This is a genomic window from Mesorhizobium sp. LNJC405B00, assembly GCF_000502615.1.
In the GTDB taxonomy this organism is placed as follows: Bacteria; Pseudomonadota; Alphaproteobacteria; order Rhizobiales; family Rhizobiaceae; genus Mesorhizobium.
In genome coordinates this window covers 172,182-192,012 of record NZ_AYWC01000013.1, presented here as the reverse complement: position 1 = coordinate 192,012, position 19,831 = coordinate 172,182, and the positions used below count along the sequence as shown (strand labels likewise).

Genomic DNA, 19,831 nt, shown 5'->3' with positions numbered 1-19,831 from the left:
GAAAGGTCCAATCAGAACGTCTGGTTGTAAGCGCCGACTTCGGGGCTGCGGCGCAGCACGGCGTCGACGGCCTCGAACATCTGCCGGCGGCGGTCGGACGATGTCGGGCTTTCGACAACCACGACAAGCTCCGGCTTGTTCGATGACGCCCGCACCAGCCCCCAGGTGCCGTCCTCAGCCACGACGCGCACGCCGTTGACGGTGATCAGGTCAGCGATCTTCTGGCCGGCAAAAGTCTTGCCGGCGCGCTGCATCGCCTGGAAGTCCGCCACCACCCGATCGACCACGCCGTATTTCACATCGTCGGCGCAATGCGGGGACATGGTCGGCGTGCCGAAGGTCAGCGGCAGCGCGCGATAGAGATCGGCCATCGAATTTCTGGGGTTCCGGTCGAGCATCTCACAAATGGCTATTGCCGTGATGAGACCGTCATCATAGCCGCGGCCGATCGGCGGGTTGAAGAAGAAATGGCCCGACTTCTCGAATCCGGCGACGGCGCCAAGCTCGGCGACCCGGCGCTTGATATAGGAATGGCCGGTCTTCCAGTAATCTGTCTTCGCGCCGTTGCCACGCAAAACGCTGTCGGTGTTGAACAGGCCGGTCGATTTGACATCGACGACGAAGGTCGAGCCGGGATGCTGGCTGGAGATATCGCGCGCGAGCATGACGCCGACCTTGTCGGCGAAGATCTCGTTGCCCTCATTGTCGACCACGCCGCAACGGTCGCCGTCGCCGTCGAAGCCCAGCCCGACATCGGCGCCGGTCTCCAGCACCTTGTCGCGGATGGCGTGCAGCATCTGCATGTCTTCAGGGTTGGGGTTATAGCGGGGAAAAGTGTGGTCGAGCTCGACATCGAGCGGGATCACCTCGCAGCCGATGCGCTCCAGCGCCTGCGGCGCGAAGGCGCCGGCGGTGCCGTTGCCGCAAGCCGCCACAACCCTGATCTTGCGCGCGATGCGCTTGTCCTGAGTCAGGTCGTCGAGATAGGTCTCGCGAAAACCGGCGACGAAATCGTAGCAGCCGCCGCCGGCGAGATCGAAGTCGCTCGACAGCACGATCTGTTTCAGTGCGCTCATCTCCTCTGGTCCGAAGGTCAGCGGCCTCGCCGCACCCATCTTGACTCCGGTCCAGCCATTATCGTTGTGCGATGCCGTGACCATGGCGACGGATGCCGCGTCGAGCGCGAACTGGGCGAAATAGGCCATGGGCGACAGCGCCAGGCCAATGTCTTTCACCTTTGCGCCCGCAGCCATCAGGCCGGAAACCAGCGCCAGCTTGATGGCAAGCGAATAGGAACGGAAATCATGCCCGGTGACGATGTCGGGACCCGCGCCAAGACGGCGGATCAAGGTGCCCAGGCCCATGCCCAACGCTTGGACGCCGATCAGGTTCAGGTCCGGCGGTTGCGTCGAACCGGCATGGCCAAACCACCAGCGCGCGTCGTATTCGCGAAAGCCGGACGCCTTGATCAGCGCTTCGGTTTCGAATTCGAAGCTGTTGGGCCGGGCGTCGCCTACGATTTTCAGGGGCAAGGCAGCAAAGCTCCAGATGGCGAAAACACGATCTATCGAGGCTGCGACTTAGCACACAAGGCTTTAAGCCGGGTTTATCCCGGGAGGAAAGCCAAGCTTTGCGGCAATGCCCAACGAAAGCCAACGAAATGCGACAGAAGCGCTGCCATTGCCGCTTGCAGGAACGGTATGCGGCAGCTATAAGCCCGCGGTCTGGTCACGGAGTGTAGCGCAGCCTGGTAGCGCACCTCGTTCGGGACGAGGGGGTCGCAGGTTCAAATCCTGCCACTCCGACCAGAAAAAACAGGTCCATTCCGGACACATAGGTTACGGTTTATATCGGAGACATGGGTAACACTTTTGGCCCGAAGGGGTTTTGGAGTGGTTCGAGCCTGCATGTCTCATCATCGAAGTAGCCCAAATCATAATCCATGAAGGAAGCCAGCCAGATATGGTCCTCGACCTGTTTGATGCCGACGGTCTGGCCGGCAAAGACGAGGCTGAGGTTGATCTTCTTGCGATTGTAGCAGATGCGGCCGCAGGTGGTGACGGTGACGGCCTTGTCGTGAAACGGATAATCGAGATCCGGCAGGCCGGCATAGATGCGCGGTGACGGGGTGTAGCGCTCGGCTGGACAGGCCATGTCGAGCGCCTGATGTGGGCGTTCTGAGTTGAACTCATTGATGAAGTCATCGAACCTGGCCTGCTGCTGCAGGAAATTGGCGCCAGCCGGTTTGGTGGTTTCCTTCTTGAGAGTCAGGTGCATGCGCTCATGGCGCCCGTTCTGCTGCGGACAGCCCGGCTGGATGCGCTCGATGTCGATGCCCAGGCGCAGCCACCAGACCGACAGTTTGCTGAGATTGAACAGCGCGTTTGGGCTGGCAAAGGGAACGCCATTGTCGGTCCTGATGGCGCTGGGCAGGCCGAACTCTTTGAAAACGCTCTCGAACACCGTGAAGGCATAGGCTTCCTTGGTAGTCGACAACGCCTCGCAGGCGATGAGATAGCGGCTGGCGAAGTCGGTGATCGTCAGCGGATAGCAATAGCGCCGATCGGCGAGCATGAACTCGCCTTTGTAGTCGGCACACCACAGATCGTTGGGCCGATAGCCGTTTGAAAGTGGTGTTCCCATCGCCCTGTTGCGCCTTCGCTTGCGGCGCTCGACCAGGCCATGGCGGTCGAGAACCGCATGCACCGTCGAGATCGCAGGCCGGTGAACGTCAGGATACAGCCGGGCCAACCGTTCGCGTATCTTTGGCGCACCCCAGGTCGGCTTGTCTTGCTTGAGGCGCACAATCAGCTTCTCGATTTGAAACGGAAGCTGATTGGCGTGGCGGTAGGGTCGGCGTGATCGATCCGTCAGCCCCTCAAGGCCACTGTCATTGTAGCGTGTGAGGATCTTGTAGCCGGTCTTGCGCGAGATATCGAACTCACGGCAAAGCACCGATATCTTCTCGCCGTCCAGCAGCCGGGCAATGAACTTCAGCCGCTCTTCCATGACGTTACACTCCTTCCAAGGCACCTTGCTCTCCTTGCAAAGGGCCGAAAGTGTAACCCATGTCTCCGGAATGAACTGTCACCCATCTCTCGGGAAGGGCACAAAGAGATAGTGTGGAGGCCTGAGTGGGAATTGAAGATCGGAAGAGCACNGCTCTCCTTGCAAAGGGCCGAAAGTGTAACCCATGTCTCCGGAATGAACTGTCACCCATCTCTCGGGAAGGGCACTGAACATCAAGGGCTTGACTTCCTGGCGCCGCACCGACGGATTCCTGATTTCGGCCTGCCGGCTGTGCCGGCAAGCCTGCCCAACCGAGTTATGAACTTTCGGGGCGCACGGTCTCCACGCGCAGCGAGCCGGCTGGAAGCGGCTGCAGCAGTTCGGCTTCCGGCTTCGTCAGACTGAGCCAAGCCGCCCAATCGCCGGGCCGAAGCACCACGACCTGCCGACTGTGATAGGGCGCAATATCCGGTCCAGGCTCGGTTGTCAGCATGGTGAAGGTTGGCGGCTTGTTGCCGGCAGCTTCACGCCAAAGCCCTGCGATGGCCATGAACGGCGAGCCGTTGAGCGTGAAGCGATGCTTTGCCTTCGGATACTTCGTGCCCGTGAACTCGAAGAAGGCGGATGCCGGAACGAGGCAGCGTTTGCTGCCGGCGAATTGCCTGCCTTCGGAGCGGAAGTTGAACACTGGTCCGCCTTTCGGTCCGGCCGGTGGAAATCCGAACGTCATCGACGTCAGTTCGACAGCGCCGGTGTCGCCGGCGGCGCGCATGATCGGGGCCGGATCATTAATGTGGATGTCATCAACCTGCGGCAGGTCAAGTTCGGTCTGATGGGTCGGGATCTCGAGTGCCAGCGACTCCAGCATCCGGCAATATTCAGCCCAGAGAATATGCTGCTCATAGTCGTTGCACATGGAAGGCTCCCGACCGGTCTGCCAGTTTACGTTACGCAAACAAAGAGGCGATGGAAAGCCGTGGCCGTTCAACCCTCGCGGTCGCGCTCGACCAGGATATCGGCCTCGATCGCCGCGTTGACGAAGGGGGCGCGGGCATAGCGCGGCTCTTTCAGGTCTTCGAGAACGCCGAGGCAGGCTTTGCGGGCGGCGACGTGATAGCCGCCTGTCTTCACGGGCCATCGGTTCATGAGGATGTCAGCGGCCTGCGCGACACGCTCCACCTTGTAGATCGTGTTTCTGGACCTGCCGAGCGCCACGCGAACCGGCTCATCGAAATGCTGATCTTGCATGCTTCCCCTCCCGAACGCGATCGCGAGTCAATTCGGGGGAGGCAAGTTCGGTTCCACGGGAGCGATTTGCCAACGCAATAAACCCGCCTTCTGAAATCACTTTGCGCGCATCGGCCAAATGGCGGATTTGATTTGCTTGGTGATCCCGTCTGCCTAGGGCAAACTGCCTGCCGGGGCTGCAGGAGGAGAAATGCGAGCACGCGCAGCTACGATCGGCGATCTCGAAAGTGTCTTCCGCGATCTGTCCACGCGGATGTCGGACGAGTATGTGGCCGCCGGCAAGGACAGCAAGGTCGCCTACGACAATCTGATGATGAATTTGAAGGAAGGCCGGGCGCACGCGCTGGTCGACGGCGACAAGACGGTGGCGATCGTCGCCTGGCACGAGAACAGCGACGCCGCCGACACGCTGTTTGCCGCGCAGGAGGGTTTCTTCAGCGCCGCGACAGTCCGCTTCTGCAGGCGCCACATCCGCCACATTCAGGCGCTGGCCGGCAACCTTCCCATCCACTCGCGCAGCTGGCTGCAGCGGGCCGACGTCGGCAAATGGTTCCGTGTCATCGGTTATGTCGAACGCGGCCGAGAGAACGGCGCCACTGTGTTCGAATTGCCGCCGGCACGGGGAGCGTCAGCTGCGCGGGCTGCCTAGGGCTGCGCACCCGCGGATGCCATCACGGAAAAGCCCCCGCCAGGATGGCGATGGGCCAATATCGCCTGCAATGGGCTCATATCGGGGGCTCAGATGTCGGGGCTCAGATATCGGGCTGATCCAGCGCCTCGAAAATCACCCGTTCCAGCGGACCGAGATCCTCTTCGATCTCGCTGACCTCAAGGCCTAAATGCCGAGCATCCAGGGCAGCTCGCGTGGTTAGGGTTCGAGCCGTTGCCTTGTCGACAGGCAGTTCGCCCGGCAGGTGCTCGTGGATCCAGCCCTGCAGGAAATCAACGCCGCGCTCGCTCATCGATTTATCCCTTCCGTTATCTGGGGATCATTCCCCCAGAATGACCCCAGAAGCGACGATCTGAGCCGTCAGGCTGGTGAGCCTGCCTCGCTTCACGAGCGTCGGTTTTTCGTAGATTTTCTTCATGGCGGTGCCTTTCGCGACAAATCGCTCGTCGGCAACAACGTCCGTCGCGGGGCAGCGTTCCCTGGCCGGCTGTTGAGCCCGACCCCCTGACACATCGTATTTGAGAACAGCCCCGCTCCCGCGACCCGTGATGTTGATGCCGCGGCAGGTTGCGAAGCCAATGCGGGGCGTGGCATTTGTCGATGCCGATCATTGGGATGACAAGCAGGACATGGCACGGCCGCCAGACATCGTCCGACAACAGGCCGCGAGCGCAGGCGTCAGCCTGAACCGGGCGCTTTCCAAACTCGGCCTGTGTTCGCGCAAGCAGGCCGAGCTGCTGATCGCCGAAGGGCGCGTGCGGGTTGGCGGCAAGGTGGTGCGCGATCCGTCGCTGCGCGTCGATCTCGGCCGCGACCGCATCGCTGTCGACGGCGAGCAGATCGTCGGCGAGGCAAAAGTCTACCTGATGATCAATAAGCCGCGCGGACAGGTCACCACGCGCGATGACCCGCAGGATCGTGGCACCGTCTATGACTGCCTGGTGGATCTGGAGTTGCCTTTCGTGTCGCCGGTCGGCCGCCTCGACAAGGCCAGCGAAGGCCTGTTGCTGATGACCAACGACACGCGCTGGGCCAACGGCCTGCTCGATCCGGCCTCGCATGTCGCCAAGACCTATCATGTCCAGATCGGTACCGCGCCCGACGAAGCGATGCTGGCGCGCTTTCGCGACGGAGCGATCGTCGACGGCGAACTGCTGACCGCAAGTTCGATCGAACTGCTGCGCAGCGGCGGCCGCACTGCCTGGCTGGAAATCGTGCTCGACGAGGGCCGCAACCGCCAGATCCGCCGCCTGCTCGGGGCATTCGACATCGAGGTGCTGAGGCTGGTTCGGGTGGCGATCGGCGGTTTGCAGCTCGGCGAGCTCGCCAAGGGCAAGGCGCGGCATCTGACATCGGAGGAATTGGCGGTGCTCGCGCGTTAAGAGGCAGGCTTGCTGAGAACACTACTTCTGGTTCCACCTGCGTATCACCGGCTCGCTCAGATCGTGCTTATAGCCGAGGATGCTGAGGCTCGCGGTATCAAGCACGAAGTGCGCACCGCCTTCGGGTGGCAGACCGAGCCAGCGCGCGGCCAGCACGCGCAGGAAATGCGAGCTCGAAAACACCAGCACATTGCCCTCGATTGCCCGCAGTCCGGCGATGATCCTGTCGGCCCTGGCGCCGACATCCGCTGCCGACTCGCCGTCGGGACAGCCATCACGGAACAACTGCCAGCCGGGGCGCTGCACAAGAATCTCCTTGGTCTTTACGCCTTCGTAGGCGCCGTAATCCCATTCCTGCAGGTCCGGCTTCTTCACGGCAGTGGCGCCGAAACCGGCAAGCGTGCAGGTGCTGAAGGCGCGCTGCGACGGGCTCGACCACACCGCCTGGAAGGACAGATCCTTGAGCCTGTCCGCCACGCCGCGAGCCGCCGCCTCGCCCTTTGGCGTCAAAGGTATGTCGGTGCGGCCGGTGTGTTTTCCCGAAGCGCTCCACTCCGTCTCGCCGTGACGGACGAGGTAGATTTCGGGGTACGGATTGCTCATGCGCCGGCCTTTCGGTTTTACGTCCGCACCCTACCCGGGAGGGCCTGGCCAGCGCCAGCCGCGTGCAGGCGGAAAAGGAAAGGCCGCAACCGAATCGGCTGCGGCCTTGTGCTCAAACGTCAGTGCCCGGAGCGGTCAGGCGGGCTGCAGATCGCCCGACAGCGCCAGGTCGGCTTCCTCGGACAATGTGCCGGCCATGGCAGCGGCGAACTTGGTCTGGTCGAGTTCGCCTTCCCAGCGCGCCACGACGATCGTCGCCACTGCATTGCCGACGAAGTTGGTCAGCGCTCTGCATTCCGACATGAAGCGGTCGACGCCGAGGATCAGTGCCATGCCGGCGACCGGCACAGTAGGCACCACCGAGAGCGTGGCGGCCAGCGTGATAAAGCCGGCGCCGGTGATGCCGGCGGCACCCTTGGAGCTCAGCATGGCGACGAGCAGCAGCAGGATCTGGTCGCCATAGGTGAGCGGCGTGTCGGTCGCCTGGGCGATGAACAGCGCCGCCAGCGTCATGTAGATGTTGGTGCCGTCGAGGTTGAAGGAATAGCCGGTCGGGATGACCAGGCCGACCACCGAGCGGTTGCAGCCGGCGCGCTCCATCTTGGCCATCAGGCCGGGAAGAGCGGCTTCCGAGGACGAGGTGCCGAGCACCAGCAGCAGCTCTTCCTTGATGTAGCGGATCAAGGCGAGGATCGAGAAGCCGTTGTACCAAGCGACAGCGCCGAGCACGACCAGCACGAAGAGCAGCGACGTCAGGTAGAAGGTGCCGATCAGAAAGGCGAGGTTGGCAATCGCGCCGATGCCGTATTTGCCGACGGTGAAGGCCATGGCGCCGAAGGCGCCGATGGGGGCGGCCTTCATCAGGATGGCGACCAGGCGGAAAATAGGCGAGGTCAGCGCCTGCAGGAAATCGACGACCGGGCGGCCGCGCTCGCCGACCAGAGCGAGAGAGATGCCGAACAGTACCGAGAAGAACAGCACTTGCAGAATGTCGCCTTGCGCGAAGGCGCCAGTGATGGTGTCGGGGATGATGTTGAGCAGGAAGCCGACGATGGTCGTGTCATGCGCCTTCTCGGTGAAGGTGGCGACCTTCGAGGGGTCGAGCGTCGCCGCATTGATGTGCATGCCGGCGCCCGGTTGGACGACGTTGGAGACGACCATGCCGACGACCAGCGCCAGGGTCGAAAAGACCAGGAAATAGATCATCGCCTTGCCGGCGACGCGGCCAACCTTTTTCAGGTCGGAGACGCCGGCAATGCCGGTGGTCACCGTCAGGAAGATGACCGGCGCGATCACCATCTTGACCAGCTTGATGAAGGCATCGCCGAGCGGCTTCAGCGAAGCACCGAGTTCGGGATAGAAATGACCGAGCAGCACGCCGGCGGCGATCGCCGTCAGGACCTGCACGTAGAGATGACGGTAAAAGGGTAGCTTGCCGCGCGGTTCGGCGGCAGCGAATGCTGGCTGCATGACGTCCTCCATGGCGCCCCGATCGAAAGCTCGACCTCCCGGGGCAGTTGTTTCCGCAGCCTTGCGACTGCTGTATCGGTGATTGCAACTGCCGTGCCAGACTGTGCGGCATTACCGCAGCCATTGATTTTGTTGGGTATTCGACCGATGGAGGCTGATGCCGCTCAACCGCAAGTGCGGACATCCGCATGATTGAATTGTGCTTTGTGCGAAATTATGCACAAATAGGGAATGCTGCAACGCCCTGCCGCGGTCCTGTCGCCGACGTCCGAGCAACTCGGCAAAAGCGCGCGTCGCGCCTGGCTGCTGTTTGCGGCGATCGCGCTGGTGATCGTTGCCACGGCGCTCACCGGCGCCGGCTTCTACGCGCGCCGCGCCGAGGTCGCGGCACTGGCGGCGCAAGGCCGCACCGATGCCAATCTGAAGGTAGCGTTGCTGCGCGCCGTGCTGGAAAGCCCGCGGGCGCTGCCGCTGCTCTTGTCCGAGGACCAGCAGGTGCACGACGCCCTGCGGAACAAGGGCGCTGTCACGATCGACGTGCTCAACCGCAAGCTCGAAGGGCTGGTCTCCGGCACCAAGGCTTCGGTGCTTTACGTCACCGGCGTCGACGGGTTTGCGATCGCCTCCAGCAACTGGCGCGAAACAACCAGCTTCGTCGGCAACGACTATGGCTTCCGCGCCTATTTCTCCGGCGCCATGCAATCGGGAACGGCCGAATATTTTGCGCTGGGCAACACCAGCAAGCGCCCCGGCCTCTACATTTCGCGTCGCGTGGGCAATGCGGCGGCACCGCTCGGCGTCGTCGTCGTCAAGATGGAATTCGACCAGCTTGAAGCCGACTGGCATGAGGCCAACCGGCCGGCCTATGTCAGCGACGACCACGGCGTCGTGCTGATCACCAGCGTGCCGTCCTGGCGCTTCATGACCACCGCGCCGCTGGCCGGCCCGGTGGCTGCCGCCATCCGGAGCAGCCAGCAATTCGGCAACGCGCCGCTGATCCCCTTGCCGATCACACGCCCCGAGGCATTGAGCCCTGACGTGTCGATGGTGCATGCGATAACACCGGGCGGCAGCGATGCCGAATATCTCAGGCTTTCGACACTGGTCCAATCGACGCCATGGCGGCTCGATTATCTCGTGCCGGTCGAAGCGCCGATCGCGGCTGCGGTGCGTGAGATGCGGCTGCTGGCGCTGGGCGTCGTGGTGCCGTTGCTGGCGCTGGCCGGCTACCTCCTGTGGCGCCGTCAGTCGGCGCAGATGCGCATCGCCGCCGAACAGGCAGCGCGCATCGAGCTCGAGCGCCGCGTCGTCGAGCGTACGCATGACCTCAGCCTGGCTCGCGACCGGCTGCAGGCCGAGATCACCGATCACCGCAGCACCGAAGCCAAGCTGCAGGTCATGCAGCAGGAATTGGTGCAGGCCAACCGTCTTGCTACCCTCGGCCAGGTTGCCGCCGGCGTCGCGCATGAGATCAACCAGCCGGTGGCGACCATCCGCGCCTATGCCGACAATGCGCGTGTGTTCCTGGAGCGCAAGCAGACCGCCTCGGCCGAGGAGAACCTTGGAGCGATTGCCGCGCTGACCGAGCGCATCGGCGGCATCACCGAAGAGTTGAAGGTCTTTGCCCGCAAGGGGCGCACGGCAGCCGAACCGGTCGAACTGCGCGGCGTCATCGAGGGCGCCGTGGTGCTGCTCAGAAGCCGCTTTGCCGGCCGGCTGGACGCGCTCGATATCACGCTGCCGCCGGTAACGCTCAAGGTGATGGGCAACCGGCTGCGGCTCGAACAGGTGCTGATCAACCTGTTCCAGAATGCGCTGGAAGCGCTGGACGGGCGCGACGGCGCCAGGGTGCAGGTGTCGGCCCAGGAGACGGCCGACGGCGTGGCGCTTGCCGTCGCCGACAATGGGCCGGGCATTTCGCCTGCCATCCTCAAGTCATTGTTCACGCCGTTCAACACCTCGAAGGAAAAAGGCCTCGGGCTCGGCCTCGTCATCTCGCAGGACATCGTCGCCGACTATGGCGGACGCATCGAGGTGGCGAGCGGCCAGGCCGGCACGCGCTTTACCATTCACCTCGCCAGGGCAGCATGATGGACACCGCACCGGTCGTATTGATCGACGACGACAGCGAATTGCTGAGGGCCACGCGGCAGACGCTGGAACTCGCTGGTTTTTCCGTCTCGGCCTTTGCGGTGGCGGCCGAGGCGCTGGCCGGGCTCGACGCCAATTTTCCCGGCGTGGTGGTGTCCGACATCCGCATGCCCGGCATTGACGGCCTGCAGCTCTTCGACCGCGTCTTGCAGCTTGATGCCGACATTCCGGTAATCCTGGTCACCGGACATGGCGACATCGCGGTTGCGGTCAAGGCGATCAAGGACGGCGCCTACGACTTCATCACCAAGCCGTTCGCCGCCGACCGGCTGGCGCAAAGTGTGGCGCGGGCGGCGGAAAAACGCCGACTGGTGATGGAGAACCGCGCGCTGCGCGAAAGCGCCGAACAGGCGCAGGACGGCCTGCCGCTGATCGGCCAGACGCCGGCGATGGAGCGGCTGCGCCGCACGCTGCGGCAGATCGCCGACACCGATGTCGACGTGCTGGTGACTGGCGAGACCGGCTCCGGCAAGGAGGTGGTGGCGAGCCTGCTGCACCGCTGGAGCCGCCGCGCCAAGGGCAATTTCGTGGCGCTGAATTGCGGCACGCTGCCGGATACGGTGATCGAAAGCGAACTGTTCGGCCATGAGGCCGGCGCGTTCACCGGCGCACAGAAGAAGCGCATCGGCCGCATCGAGCATTCGAGCGGCGGCACGCTGTTTCTCGACGAGATCGAAAGCATGCCGGCCTCGACCCAGGTGCAGATGCTGCGGGTGCTGGAAATGCGCGAGGTGACGCCGCTCGGCACCAATGAAATCCGGCCGGTCGACCTGCGCGTCGTCGCCGCCGCCAAGGTCGATCTCGGCGATGCCAGCCGGCGCGGCGCCTTCCGCGAGGATCTCTACTACCGGCTCAATGTGGTGACGATCTCGATCCCGCCGCTGCGCGAACGCCGCGACGACGTCGCCCTGCTGTTCTTCTACTTCGCAGAGCGTGCAGCCGCCCGCTTCCGCCGGCAAATGCCAGCCGTGCCTGCCTCAGTGCACCGCCATCTGAGCCAGCACGACTGGCCGGGCAATGTGCGTGAACTCGCGCATTTCGCCGAGCGTTTCGTGCTGGGACTCGAGGAAGCGGCGCAAGCGCCACCTTCCGCCCCGGCGGAGCCGGATGACGCCAGCTCACTGCCGGAACGGCTGGAACGCTATGAAGCCAATGTCATCCGCGAGGCGCTTGGCCGCAATGACGGCGATGTCCGGCGCACGATCGAAGCGCTCGGCATTCCGCGCAAGACCTTCTACGACAAGCTGCAGCGGCACGGCATCGTGCGCAGCGATTTTTCCAGGTAATTCATTTTCCAGGCAATTCAGGCGTGTGGACCCGAAAGCAGGGTAGATTTTGTGAACCGGCGCAAAAAAACCGTGGCAAGTCGGCATCAGAAAGTGTTGAAGACCGCATCGGCGGCCTTCGGCACGGCGCGATCCGGTTGCGCTCGGCAGATGTTGATGATTTGTTGCCGGTCAGCGGAGAATGAATGATGCGAGAACCTGTCGGTCAAGATGAATATGGATCGACCAATCCGTTCGATCCGGACGATCTGACGAATTTGAACGCGATCGGCCCGGCCATGGGCGGCGGCAACGACTTCGAGAAATACGCCGTTGCCGTGATCATCGTCTTCGGCGCGCTGATCATTGGCGGGCTGATGGCCGCTTCCATGACCTTTGGTCACCGGAACGGCTTCCTGTTTGCGCTTGGCGGCGCAACCGCGGCCTGGATATCGGGCAATGCGCTGCTCCTCGACCGTCCCCGCATCTACGCGGCGTTCGTCGTGATCGCCGCGCTGATGCTCGTCGGGTCGACGCTTACGCTCGTCCTCTGATCAATCTCTTGTTTTGATCAGTAGCCAATCGCCTCGCCGGATGCGGCGCGGCTGTCGATGGCGCCGTTGTAGCGGGAGCCGCCGCCCTTCTCGATTTCCGCCAGGCTCTTGCCGCCGACAAGAATGCCGGCCGCCTGCCCCAAGTAGAATCCGCGAGATCGAGGTGGTAGCCCATGCCGGCCAGCAGTTTTTCAGTGTCGGGCGACAGGCCGAAGGGTTCGACATAGATCGTGTCGGGCAGCCATTGATGGTGGATGCGCGATGCGTCGATCGCCTCCTGGATGTTCATGCCGTGGTCGATGACGTTGACGATGGCTTCCAGCGTGATGGTGATGATGCGCGAGCCGCCGGGGCTGCCGATAACCATGAACGGCTTGCCGTCCTTGGCGACGATAGTCGGGCTCATCGATGACAGCGGCGTCTTCTTCGGCTGGATAGCATTGGCCTCTCCCTGCACGAGACCGTAGAGGTTGGGCACGCCAGGCTTCTGGGTGAAATCATCCATCTCGTTGTTGAGCAGGATGCCGGTGCCGTCCGCGACCACGCCGGCGCCGAACGAGCCGTTCAGCGTATAAGTGACCGCGACCGCATTGCCGTCATCGTCGATGATCGAATAGTGCGTCGTTTCCTTCGACTCGCCGAAGCCCTTCGGCATCAAATCCTGCGAGACGCCGGCGCGGAACGGGTCGATCTTGTCGCGGATCTCCTTGGCGTAACCCTTGTCGAGCAGTTTCGAGACCGGATTGTCGACGAAATCTGGATCGCCGAGCGCCGAGTTGCGGTCCACATAGGCGTAACGCATCGCCTCGACCATGACATGCACCGTCTCGGCCGAGCCGGCGCCGAGATAGGACAGCGGGTAGCCCTCCAGCACGTTGAGGATTTCGCAGATGATAACGCCGCCGGAGCTTGGCGGCGGCGAGGACGTGATCTCATAGCCGCGATAGGTGCAGCTCACCGGTTGCAGCTCGCGTACCTTATATTGCTCGAAGTCTGCCTTGGCCAGAATGCCGCCCCTGGCGCCGCTCGCCTTGACGATGGCGCCGGCGATGGCGCCTTTGTAGAAGGCGTCGGCGCCTTTTTCGGAGATGGCGGCGAGCGAGGCTGCAAGATCGGGCTGGAGGAGACGCTCGCCGGCGCCATAGGGTTTGCCGTCCGGCTTCAGGAAGATGGCGGCGGCGGCAGGGTCCTTCGCCAGCCGTGCGGCATTGCTTGCGAATGAAGCAGCGTCGCCCTGGTCGAGGATGAAGCCATCCTTGGCATAGGCAATTGCCGGCGCCATCAAATCCTGGCGTGGCAGCGTGCCATATTTTTCACGAGCCATCTCGAACCCTGCCACGGAACCCGGTACGCCGACCGCAAGGTAGCCATCAAGGCTGGCGCCCTTCACCGGATTGCCGTCCTTGTCGAGATACATGATCTTGGTTGCCGCCAGCGGCGCGCGCTCGCGGAAATCGAGGAAGGTCGATTTGCCGTCCTTGAAGCGGATGGTCATGAACCCGCCACCGCCGATATTGCCGGCATTAGGGTAGACGACGGCGAGCGCATAGCCGACGGCGACCGCCGCATCGACGGCATTGCCGCCCTTCTTCAGCACCTCGACGCCGGCTTCCGACGCCAGATGCTGGGCAGTGACGACCATGCCGTGCTCGCCCTTCGCCGGTTGAGGCGAGGCGGCATGGAGCGCGCCGGATGGCGCGAGCGCAATTGCGAGCGAAAGGGTGACGCCAATCAGCGTCCGGCGGGTCAAGGGCATGGCGGTGCTCCAAGTGCGGTGTGCCTAGAAGAGCTACATGGAGCGGCCGAGTCCATCATCAATATGAGCGAACACATATTGGTGTTCGCCTGCCGGCAGAGGCAAGCTGATCTCCCCCCTGTGGTGGAGATTAGCCAATCTCAAACAATCCCGCCTGAACCGCCCACAACCGCCGGCCGTTCCGCCGCGACCTTCGCCCGGTAGCCCGCCGCGCGATATGCGGCGACTGGATCGATGGCGCCGCCTGTGTTCAGCCGCGCCATGGCAAGGATCGGCTCGACATCGGTGCGGTAGGCAGCTTTCAGAGTCTGCGTCGCCATCAGCGCATCATTGCCGTCTTGGAAACCCTCGAGCGCCTTGCGGTCGACCAGCAGCGCCTGCGCATAGGCGCGCTGCACCTCGACTGCCGACAGCATCAGGCTTTCGATCGGGTCGGTGACGTTGTGGCTCTGGTCGAGCATGTGGGCGGGATCGAAACCCTCGGCGCCGGACAGCTCGGCATCGACCAGTTCGTTGAAGACCAGGAACAGCCGGTAGGGATCGATCGAGCCGGCATCGAGGTCGTCGTCGCCATATTTGGAATCGTTGAAGTGGAAGCCGCCGAGTTTCTTGAACTGGATCAGCCGCGACACGATCATCTCGATGTTTACGTTGGGCGCATGGTGGCCGAGGTCGACCAGGCAGTAGGCCTTGTCGCCCAGCTCCTTGGATATGAGGTAGTTAGTGCCCCAGTCCTGCACGACCGTGGAGTAGAAAGCCGGCTCGTACATTTTGTGTTCGGTGAACAGTTTCCAGTCGGCGGGCAGTCCGGCATAGATCTCCTTCATGGCGTCGAGATAGCGCTCGAAGGCTTTGGCGAAATTGACCTGGCCGGGGAAATTCGAGCCGTCGCCGATCCACACTGTCAGCGCCCTGGACCCCAGCGTCTTGCCGATCTCGATGCATTCGAGATTATGCTCGACGGCCTGGCGGCGCGTGCCGGCATCGGCATGCGAAAGCGAGCCGAATTTGTAGGAGAGCGTCTGATCCCTGGCATCCGAAAAGGTGTTGGAGTTCATGGCGTCGAAGCCGAGGCCGAAGCGCGAGGCGGCCTGCTTCAGCCGGTTCGGATCGGCCTTGTCCCACGGGATGTGCAACGAGACGGTCGGTGTCGCCTGCGTCAGTTGGCTGATGACGGCGCAGTCCTCGATCTTGTCGAAAATGTCGCGCGGCTCGCCGGCGCCGGGAAAGCGGGCAAAGCGTGTGCCGCCGGTGCCGACGCCCCAGGACGGAATGGCGACGGCGAATTTCTCGACCTTGTCGCGGATGGCATCGATGGCGATGCCGCGGCGGTCGAGGCGTTCCCCGAGCGAGGCGTAGTCGCGTTCGAGGTCGGGTTTGCGCTGGGCGTTGTGGCTGGAGACGAGATCGGCGGCGATGATGGTTTCGGACAAGTGCTATTCCTCCCAATGCGTTCAGTCAGCGCTGCCCCTCATCCGGCCCTTCGGGCCACCTTCTCCCCGTATAGTGACGGGGAGAAGAGAAGCGCTCCGCCCTTAACTCAGCGCGTAAAGCTCTGCGCGTTGCCGGCGTCGACGTTGATGATGTTGCCGGTGGATTTGGCCGACATGTCGGACGCCAGGAAATAAATCGCTTCGGCAATGTCTTCCGGAAACACCGAGCGCTTCAGCATCGAGCGCGAGCGGTAGTGTTCTTCCAGATCGTCGGTCGACATCTTGTAGGCGGCGGCGCGCTGTTCCTTCCACTCGCCGGTCCAGATCTTCGAACCGCGCAGCACGGCGTCCGGATTCACGACATTGACCCGGATCTGGGCTTCCGCGCCTTCCAGCGCGAGGCAGCGGGCGAGATGGATTTCGGCGGCCTTGGCGGTGCAATAGGCGGCGGCGTTGGGTGACGCGGCAAGGCCGTTCTTGGAGGCGACGAAGACGACATTGCCGCCGATCTTCTGGGCGCGAAACAGCCGGAAGGCTTCGCGCGAGACCATGAAATAGCCGGTCGACAATATGTCCATGTTCTTGTTCCACAGCGCCAGCGTCGTCTCCTCGATCGGCGCCGAGGAGGCGAGGCCTGCGTTGGAGACGAGAATATCAATGCCGCCGAACTCGACGGCTGTCTGGGCGAAGCCGGAAATCACCTGCTCCTCCGCGGTGACGTTGATCAGCACCGGCCGGACGAAGTCCTTGCCATAGGCTTTCGCCAGTTCGCCGTTGGCGTTGGCAAGTGCGGTCTCGTCGATATCGGCCAGCACGACGCAGGCGCCTTCGCGCAGCAGGCGATTGGCGGTGGCGCGGCCGATGCCGCCGGCGCCGCCGGTGACCAGCGCGATTTGGCCGGCGAGCGACTTCGGCTTCGGCATGCGCTGCAGCTTCAAATCCTCGAGCAGCCAGTATTCGATGTCGAAGGCCTCCTGCGCCGGCAGGCCGACATAGGACGAAACGGTCGAGGCCCCGCGCATGACATTGATGGCGTTGACGTAGAATTCGCCAGAGATGCGGGCGGTGGCCTTGTCGCCGGCGAAGGTGAACATGCCGACGCCGGGCATCAGGTAGACCACGGCGTTGGGGTCACGGATCGGGGGCGAGTCCGGATGCTTGCAGCTGTCGTAATAGGCCTGGTAGCCGACACGGTACTCAGCAATATCGTCGGCGAGTCGGGCGATAACGGCTTCGACGTCGGGCTTCGCTGGGTCGAACTCGATAACCAGCGGGCGAATTTTTGTGCGCAGGAAATGATCCGGGCATGAAGTGCCGAGCGCCGCCAGCGGGCGCAAATCCCTGGAGTTGACGAATTCGAGCACGGCGGCGGAATCGTCGAAATGGCCGAGCTTGTGGCTCTTCTCCGAAATCAGGCCGCGAATCCTCGGCATCAGTCTCGCCGCGATGGCGCGGCGCTCAGCGGCGTCGAGCGATTTGACGACTTCGCCGCCGAAGATGGCGAGACCCTCGGAGCGGCGCTCGAACCACTCGATCGCCTGGTTGATGACCGAGATCGTCGTCTCATAGCACTCCTTGGGTGTGTCGCCCCAGGTGAACAAGCCGTGGCTTTCGAGGATGACGCCCTTGGCCTCGGGGTGTTCGACGCAGAATTTCTCCAGCCAGAGGCCAAGTTCGAAGCCCGGCCGCTTCCACGGCAGCCAGCCGATGGCGTCACCGAATATCTCCTTGGTCAACGCCTTGGAATCCTTGGCCGCGGCAATCGCGATAATGGCATCGGGATGCATGTGATCGACGAACGGCTTCGGCACATAGGCGTGCAGCGGCGTGTCGATCGAGGCCGCGCGCGGGTTGAGATTGAAGGTGCAGTGGGGAAGATAGCCCACCATCTCGTCCTCATGCGCGACGCCGCGATAAAGGCCTTTCAGCGCCTGCAGTTTGTCCATGTAAAGCGTGGCGAAACCGTCCAGCTTGATCGAGGCGCTGTCGCCGCCCGAGCCCTTGACCCATAGCACTTCGACTTCGGCGCCGGAGAGCGGGTCCTTCTGCCGGATCTTGGACGAGGTGTTGCCGCCGCCATAATTGGTGACACGCTTGTCGGAGCCGAGCGTGTTGGAGCGATAGACCAGAAGCTCAGGCTCGCTCAGCCCCTTGGCTTTAGCATCGTCCCAAAGGTTGGCAAGGCGCGAGCCGGAGCGCTTGTCGAGCATGATTATCCTCCCTGGACGCAAAAGGCGCGGTCCATTTTGCCGGAAATGTCTACGCAAGCATCTCGGTTGTCAATCATAAACGATCAAGATCGATCATATTGCACTGCACAATGAAATTATATGAGCGGAAATGATTGACACTGGTGGTTTTCTAGTGCCTCATGACCATGCAGGGAGGAACCATGCACGAAAAAGAGCGCCACAGGATCATTCTGTCCGCCGTCCAGGAAAAGCCTGTGGTGACGGTGCAGGAGATGGTCGACCTGACGGACTCCTCCGAGGCGACGATCCGGCGCGATATCGCGGCTCTTCATGTGCAAAAGCGCCTGCGTCGCGTGCGTGGCGGCGCCGAGGCGATCTCGCCACCGCAGTTCATCGGCCTCGCCGGCCGGCCCTTTTCCGTCAACGAAACGCTTAACGCTTCGCAGAAGCGCGCGATTGCGCGCGAAGCGGTGGAGCTGTGCAAGGACGGCGAACCGATCATCATCAATGGCGGCACCACCACCTTCCAGATGGTGCATTTCCTGACCGGACGCCGCATGCCGATCTTCACCAATTCGTTCCCCATCGCCGAGCACCTGCTCAAGCATTCGAAGAACACCGTCATGCTGTCGGGCGGCACCATCTACCGCGAGCAGAACATCATCCTCTCGCCCTTCGACAATGACGTGACGCGTAATTTCTACGCGCGCCGCATGTTCATGGGCGCTCAAGGGCTCGGGCCGCTTGGCCTGATGGAAGGCGACCCGCTGCTGATCCAGGCGGAGCAGAAACTGATCGACCAGGCCGACGAACTGGTGGTGCTGGTCGACTCATCGAAATTCCGCCAGCGCTCGAGCCTGATCCTGTGCGGGCTCAAGCGCATCGCCACCGTCATCACCGATGACGGCATCGAGGATCGCGAAGCCAACATGCTGGAGGCCGCGGGTGTGACGCTGATCGTCGCCCGCAAGTCGGCAAAGGAAGAATCCTCGCTGCAGGCCTGAGGCCAACCGCAGCGACGATGGAATGCAACGCTCAAGGGAGGAAATACGATGAGCTTTCTGAAGAAATTGATGGTGACGGCCGCGTTCTCGGCCGCCATGTTCGTGAATGCCGCCTATGCCGAGAACGTCAAGATCGCGCTGGTGGTGAAGTCGCTCGGCAACGGCTTCTTCGACGCCGCCAATAAGGGCGCCGAAGAGGCGGCCAAGGAACTCGGCGATGTCGACATCATCTACACCGGCCCGACCAAGGCGACCGCCGAAGCGCAGATCGAAGTGGTCAATTCGCTGATCGCGCAGAAGGTCAACGCCATTGCGATTTCGGCCAATGACGCCGACGCGCTGGTGCCGGTGCTGAAGAAGGCCATGGAGCGCGGCATCACCGTCATCTCGTGGGATTCGGGCGTCGCCAAGGAAGGCCGCCAGCTGCATCTCAACCCGTCCGACACCGGCCTGATCGGCGAGACCATCATCAAGCTGGCCGCCGACTATCTGCCGGAAGGCGGCGAAGTCGCCATTCTGTCGGCTTCGTCGACCGCGACCAACCAGAACGCCTGGATCGACGCGGCCAAGAAGATCCTGCCGGAGAAATTCCCCAAGATCAAACTCGTCGCCACCGTCTACGGCGATGACGATTCGGCCAAGAGCACCGACGAAGCCAAGGGCCTGCTGAAATCCTATCCGAACCTCAAGGCGATCATCGCGCCGACCACCGTCGGCGTCGTTGCCGCTGCCCAGGTCGTCACCGACGCGAACCTGATCGGCAAGGTCAATGTCACGGGTCTGGCGCTGCCGTCGGAGTTCAAGAAGTTCATCGACAACGGTTCCAGCCAGGCGGTTGCCCTCTGGAATCCGATCGACCTCGGCTACTCCGCCGTCTACCTCGCTCATGATCTGGCGGTGAAGAAGGAAGAGGCAAAGCCGGGCGCAACGCTGTCGATCGGCCGCGTCGGCAAGGTCACGCTCGATGACAGCAACTCGGCTGCGATGGCTCCGCCCTTCCAGTTCGACAAGTCCAACATCGAAAAGTTCTCCAAGATCTATTGATCTCGGACGTCTCGGACCAAGCGCGGCGGGACCAAAATCCCGCCGCGACT

General features: G+C 62.8%; 17 protein-coding genes, 1 tRNA gene and 1 pseudogene. 8 read left to right on the top strand and 11 right to left on the bottom strand.

Annotated elements, in window-relative coordinates:
* Positions 1-11: 11 nt before the first annotated feature.
* The gene (locus X756_RS142890) at positions 12-1,532 is read right to left on the bottom strand and encodes a phosphomannomutase/phosphoglucomutase (protein ID WP_023731001.1); all 1,521 of its coding nucleotides are present in this window, start codon (positions 1,530-1,532) and stop codon (positions 12-14) included.
* Between the two features lie 199 nt (positions 1,533-1,731).
* On the opposite strand from X756_RS142890, the gene X756_RS142895 reads away from it, so the two are divergent.
* A tRNA-Pro gene (locus X756_RS142895) sits at positions 1,732-1,808 on the top strand.
* Positions 1,809-1,845: 37 nt separating this feature from the next.
* On the opposite strand, the gene X756_RS142900 is transcribed toward X756_RS142895, so the two are convergent.
* The 3 genes from X756_RS142900 to X756_RS142910 all read right to left on the bottom strand — a co-directional run bounded on the left by X756_RS142900 (position 1,846) and on the right by X756_RS142910 (position 4,257).
* Positions 1,846-3,009 carry a helix-turn-helix domain-containing protein gene (locus X756_RS142900; protein WP_031239239.1) on the bottom strand — a complete coding sequence of 388 codons (1,164 nt, stop codon included), beginning with the start codon at positions 3,007-3,009 and terminating at the stop codon, positions 1,846-1,848.
* Between the two features lie 316 nt (positions 3,010-3,325).
* Complete coding sequence (locus X756_RS142905) at positions 3,326-3,925, bottom strand: SOS response-associated peptidase (protein WP_023730999.1); 600 nt, start codon at positions 3,923-3,925, stop codon at positions 3,326-3,328.
* Between the two features lie 68 nt (positions 3,926-3,993).
* Positions 3,994-4,257: a DUF982 domain-containing protein gene (locus tag X756_RS142910; protein ID WP_023730998.1), complete on the bottom strand. Its 264-nt coding sequence runs from the start codon at positions 4,255-4,257 to the stop codon at positions 3,994-3,996.
* A 190-nt stretch (positions 4,258-4,447) separates the two neighbouring features.
* Between X756_RS142910 and X756_RS142915 the strand changes: the two genes are divergently transcribed.
* Positions 4,448-4,906 (top strand): hypothetical protein, encoded by a 459-nt coding sequence (locus X756_RS142915; RefSeq protein ID WP_023696662.1) that lies wholly within the window; start codon positions 4,448-4,450, stop codon positions 4,904-4,906.
* Positions 4,907-5,009: 103 nt separating this feature from the next.
* Here the strand turns inward: X756_RS142915 and X756_RS142920 are convergent, their stop codons facing one another.
* Complete coding sequence (locus X756_RS142920; protein ID WP_023730997.1) at positions 5,010-5,219, bottom strand: DUF768 domain-containing protein; 210 nt, start codon at positions 5,217-5,219, stop codon at positions 5,010-5,012.
* A gap of 27 nt (positions 5,220-5,246) precedes the next feature.
* Positions 5,247-5,345, bottom strand: coding sequence for a putative RiPP precursor (locus X756_RS1000000169480; protein WP_198020063.1), 99 nt, complete (start codon positions 5,343-5,345; stop codon positions 5,247-5,249).
* Between the two features lie 211 nt (positions 5,346-5,556).
* On the opposite strand from X756_RS1000000169480, the gene X756_RS142925 reads away from it, so the two are divergent.
* Positions 5,557-6,309, top strand: a complete 753-nt coding sequence (locus tag X756_RS142925) for a pseudouridine synthase (protein WP_023730995.1) — start codon at positions 5,557-5,559, stop codon at positions 6,307-6,309.
* A gap of 21 nt (positions 6,310-6,330) precedes the next feature.
* Here X756_RS142925 and X756_RS142930 read toward each other — a convergent pair whose 3' ends face one another.
* Both X756_RS142930 and X756_RS142935 read right to left on the bottom strand, forming a co-directional pair.
* Positions 6,331-6,912 carry a histidine phosphatase family protein gene (locus tag X756_RS142930; protein WP_023730994.1) on the bottom strand — a complete coding sequence of 194 codons (582 nt, stop codon included), beginning with the start codon at positions 6,910-6,912 and terminating at the stop codon, positions 6,331-6,333.
* 135 nt (positions 6,913-7,047) lie between these two features.
* Positions 7,048-8,394, bottom strand: coding sequence for a dicarboxylate/amino acid:cation symporter (locus X756_RS142935; RefSeq protein WP_155922526.1), 1,347 nt, complete (start codon positions 8,392-8,394; stop codon positions 7,048-7,050).
* A gap of 219 nt (positions 8,395-8,613) precedes the next feature.
* Between X756_RS142935 and X756_RS142940 the strand changes: the two genes are divergently transcribed.
* From X756_RS142940 to X756_RS06780, 3 genes are all read left to right on the top strand, one after another.
* Positions 8,614-10,473 carry an ATP-binding protein gene (locus X756_RS142940; RefSeq protein WP_023730993.1) on the top strand — a complete coding sequence of 620 codons (1,860 nt, stop codon included), beginning with the start codon at positions 8,614-8,616 and terminating at the stop codon, positions 10,471-10,473.
* On the top strand, positions 10,470-11,819 hold the full coding sequence (locus tag X756_RS142945; RefSeq protein ID WP_023730992.1) for a sigma-54 dependent transcriptional regulator: 1,350 nt from the start codon (positions 10,470-10,472) through the stop codon (positions 11,817-11,819). The genes X756_RS142940 and X756_RS142945 overlap by 4 nt, the downstream gene beginning before the upstream one ends.
* 185 nt (positions 11,820-12,004) lie before the next feature.
* Positions 12,005-12,352 carry a hypothetical protein gene (locus X756_RS06780; RefSeq protein WP_032885862.1) on the top strand — a complete coding sequence of 116 codons (348 nt, stop codon included), beginning with the start codon at positions 12,005-12,007 and terminating at the stop codon, positions 12,350-12,352.
* A gap of 17 nt (positions 12,353-12,369) precedes the next feature.
* Here X756_RS06780 and ggt read toward each other — a convergent pair.
* From ggt to X756_RS142955, 3 genes and pseudogenes are all read right to left on the bottom strand, one after another.
* Positions 12,370-14,108, bottom strand: a pseudogene (gene ggt / locus X756_RS01000000165880) (gamma-glutamyltransferase).
* 140 nt (positions 14,109-14,248) lie between these two features.
* The gene (rhaI, locus tag X756_RS142950; protein ID WP_023730991.1) at positions 14,249-15,541 is read right to left on the bottom strand and encodes an L-rhamnose catabolism isomerase; all 1,293 of its coding nucleotides are present in this window, start codon (positions 15,539-15,541) and stop codon (positions 14,249-14,251) included.
* Positions 15,542-15,648: 107 nt separating this feature from the next.
* On the bottom strand, positions 15,649-17,751 hold the full coding sequence (locus X756_RS142955; protein ID WP_023730990.1) for a bifunctional rhamnulose-1-phosphate aldolase/short-chain dehydrogenase: 2,103 nt from the start codon (positions 17,749-17,751) through the stop codon (positions 15,649-15,651).
* 182 nt (positions 17,752-17,933) lie between these two features.
* On the opposite strand from X756_RS142955, the gene X756_RS142960 reads away from it, so the two are divergent.
* Both X756_RS142960 and rhaS read left to right on the top strand, forming a co-directional pair.
* The gene (locus tag X756_RS142960) at positions 17,934-18,737 is read left to right on the top strand and encodes a DeoR/GlpR family DNA-binding transcription regulator (RefSeq protein WP_023669662.1); all 804 of its coding nucleotides are present in this window, start codon (positions 17,934-17,936) and stop codon (positions 18,735-18,737) included.
* Between the two features lie 48 nt (positions 18,738-18,785).
* Complete coding sequence (gene rhaS, locus X756_RS142965; RefSeq protein ID WP_023669661.1) at positions 18,786-19,781, top strand: rhamnose ABC transporter substrate-binding protein; 996 nt, start codon at positions 18,786-18,788, stop codon at positions 19,779-19,781.
* Positions 19,782-19,831 lie beyond the last annotated feature (50 nt).

What these genes read in the sequence shown, in the direction of transcription:
- X756_RS142900 (WP_031239239.1), bottom strand. Translation starts at nt 3,009, where the DNA reads ATGGAAGAGCGGCTGAAGTTCATTGCCCGGCTGCTGGACGGCGAGAAG.
- X756_RS142905 (WP_023730999.1), bottom strand. Translation starts at nt 3,925, where the DNA reads ATGTGCAACGACTATGAGCAGCATATTCTCTGGGCTGAATATTGCCGG.
- X756_RS142910 (WP_023730998.1), bottom strand. Translation starts at nt 4,257, where the DNA reads ATGCAAGATCAGCATTTCGATGAGCCGGTTCGCGTGGCGCTCGGCAGG.
- X756_RS142915 (WP_023696662.1), top strand. Translation starts at nt 4,448, where the DNA reads ATGCGAGCACGCGCAGCTACGATCGGCGATCTCGAAAGTGTCTTCCGC.
- X756_RS142920 (WP_023730997.1), bottom strand. Translation starts at nt 5,219, where the DNA reads ATGAGCGAGCGCGGCGTTGATTTCCTGCAGGGCTGGATCCACGAGCAC.
- X756_RS1000000169480 (WP_198020063.1), bottom strand. Translation starts at nt 5,345, where the DNA reads ATGAAGAAAATCTACGAAAAACCGACGCTCGTGAAGCGAGGCAGGCTC.
- X756_RS142925 (WP_023730995.1), top strand. Translation starts at nt 5,557, where the DNA reads ATGGCACGGCCGCCAGACATCGTCCGACAACAGGCCGCGAGCGCAGGC.
- X756_RS142930 (WP_023730994.1), bottom strand. Translation starts at nt 6,912, where the DNA reads ATGAGCAATCCGTACCCCGAAATCTACCTCGTCCGTCACGGCGAGACG.
- X756_RS142935 (WP_155922526.1), bottom strand. Translation starts at nt 8,394, where the DNA reads ATGGAGGACGTCATGCAGCCAGCATTCGCTGCCGCCGAACCGCGCGGC.
- X756_RS142940 (WP_023730993.1), top strand. Translation starts at nt 8,614, where the DNA reads ATGCTGCAACGCCCTGCCGCGGTCCTGTCGCCGACGTCCGAGCAACTC.
- X756_RS142945 (WP_023730992.1), top strand. Translation starts at nt 10,470, where the DNA reads ATGATGGACACCGCACCGGTCGTATTGATCGACGACGACAGCGAATTG.
- X756_RS06780 (WP_032885862.1), top strand. Translation starts at nt 12,005, where the DNA reads ATGATGCGAGAACCTGTCGGTCAAGATGAATATGGATCGACCAATCCG.
- X756_RS142955 (WP_023730990.1), bottom strand. Translation starts at nt 17,751, where the DNA reads ATGCTCGACAAGCGCTCCGGCTCGCGCCTTGCCAACCTTTGGGACGAT.
- X756_RS142960 (WP_023669662.1), top strand. Translation starts at nt 17,934, where the DNA reads ATGCACGAAAAAGAGCGCCACAGGATCATTCTGTCCGCCGTCCAGGAA.
- rhaS (WP_023669661.1), top strand. Translation starts at nt 18,786, where the DNA reads ATGAGCTTTCTGAAGAAATTGATGGTGACGGCCGCGTTCTCGGCCGCC.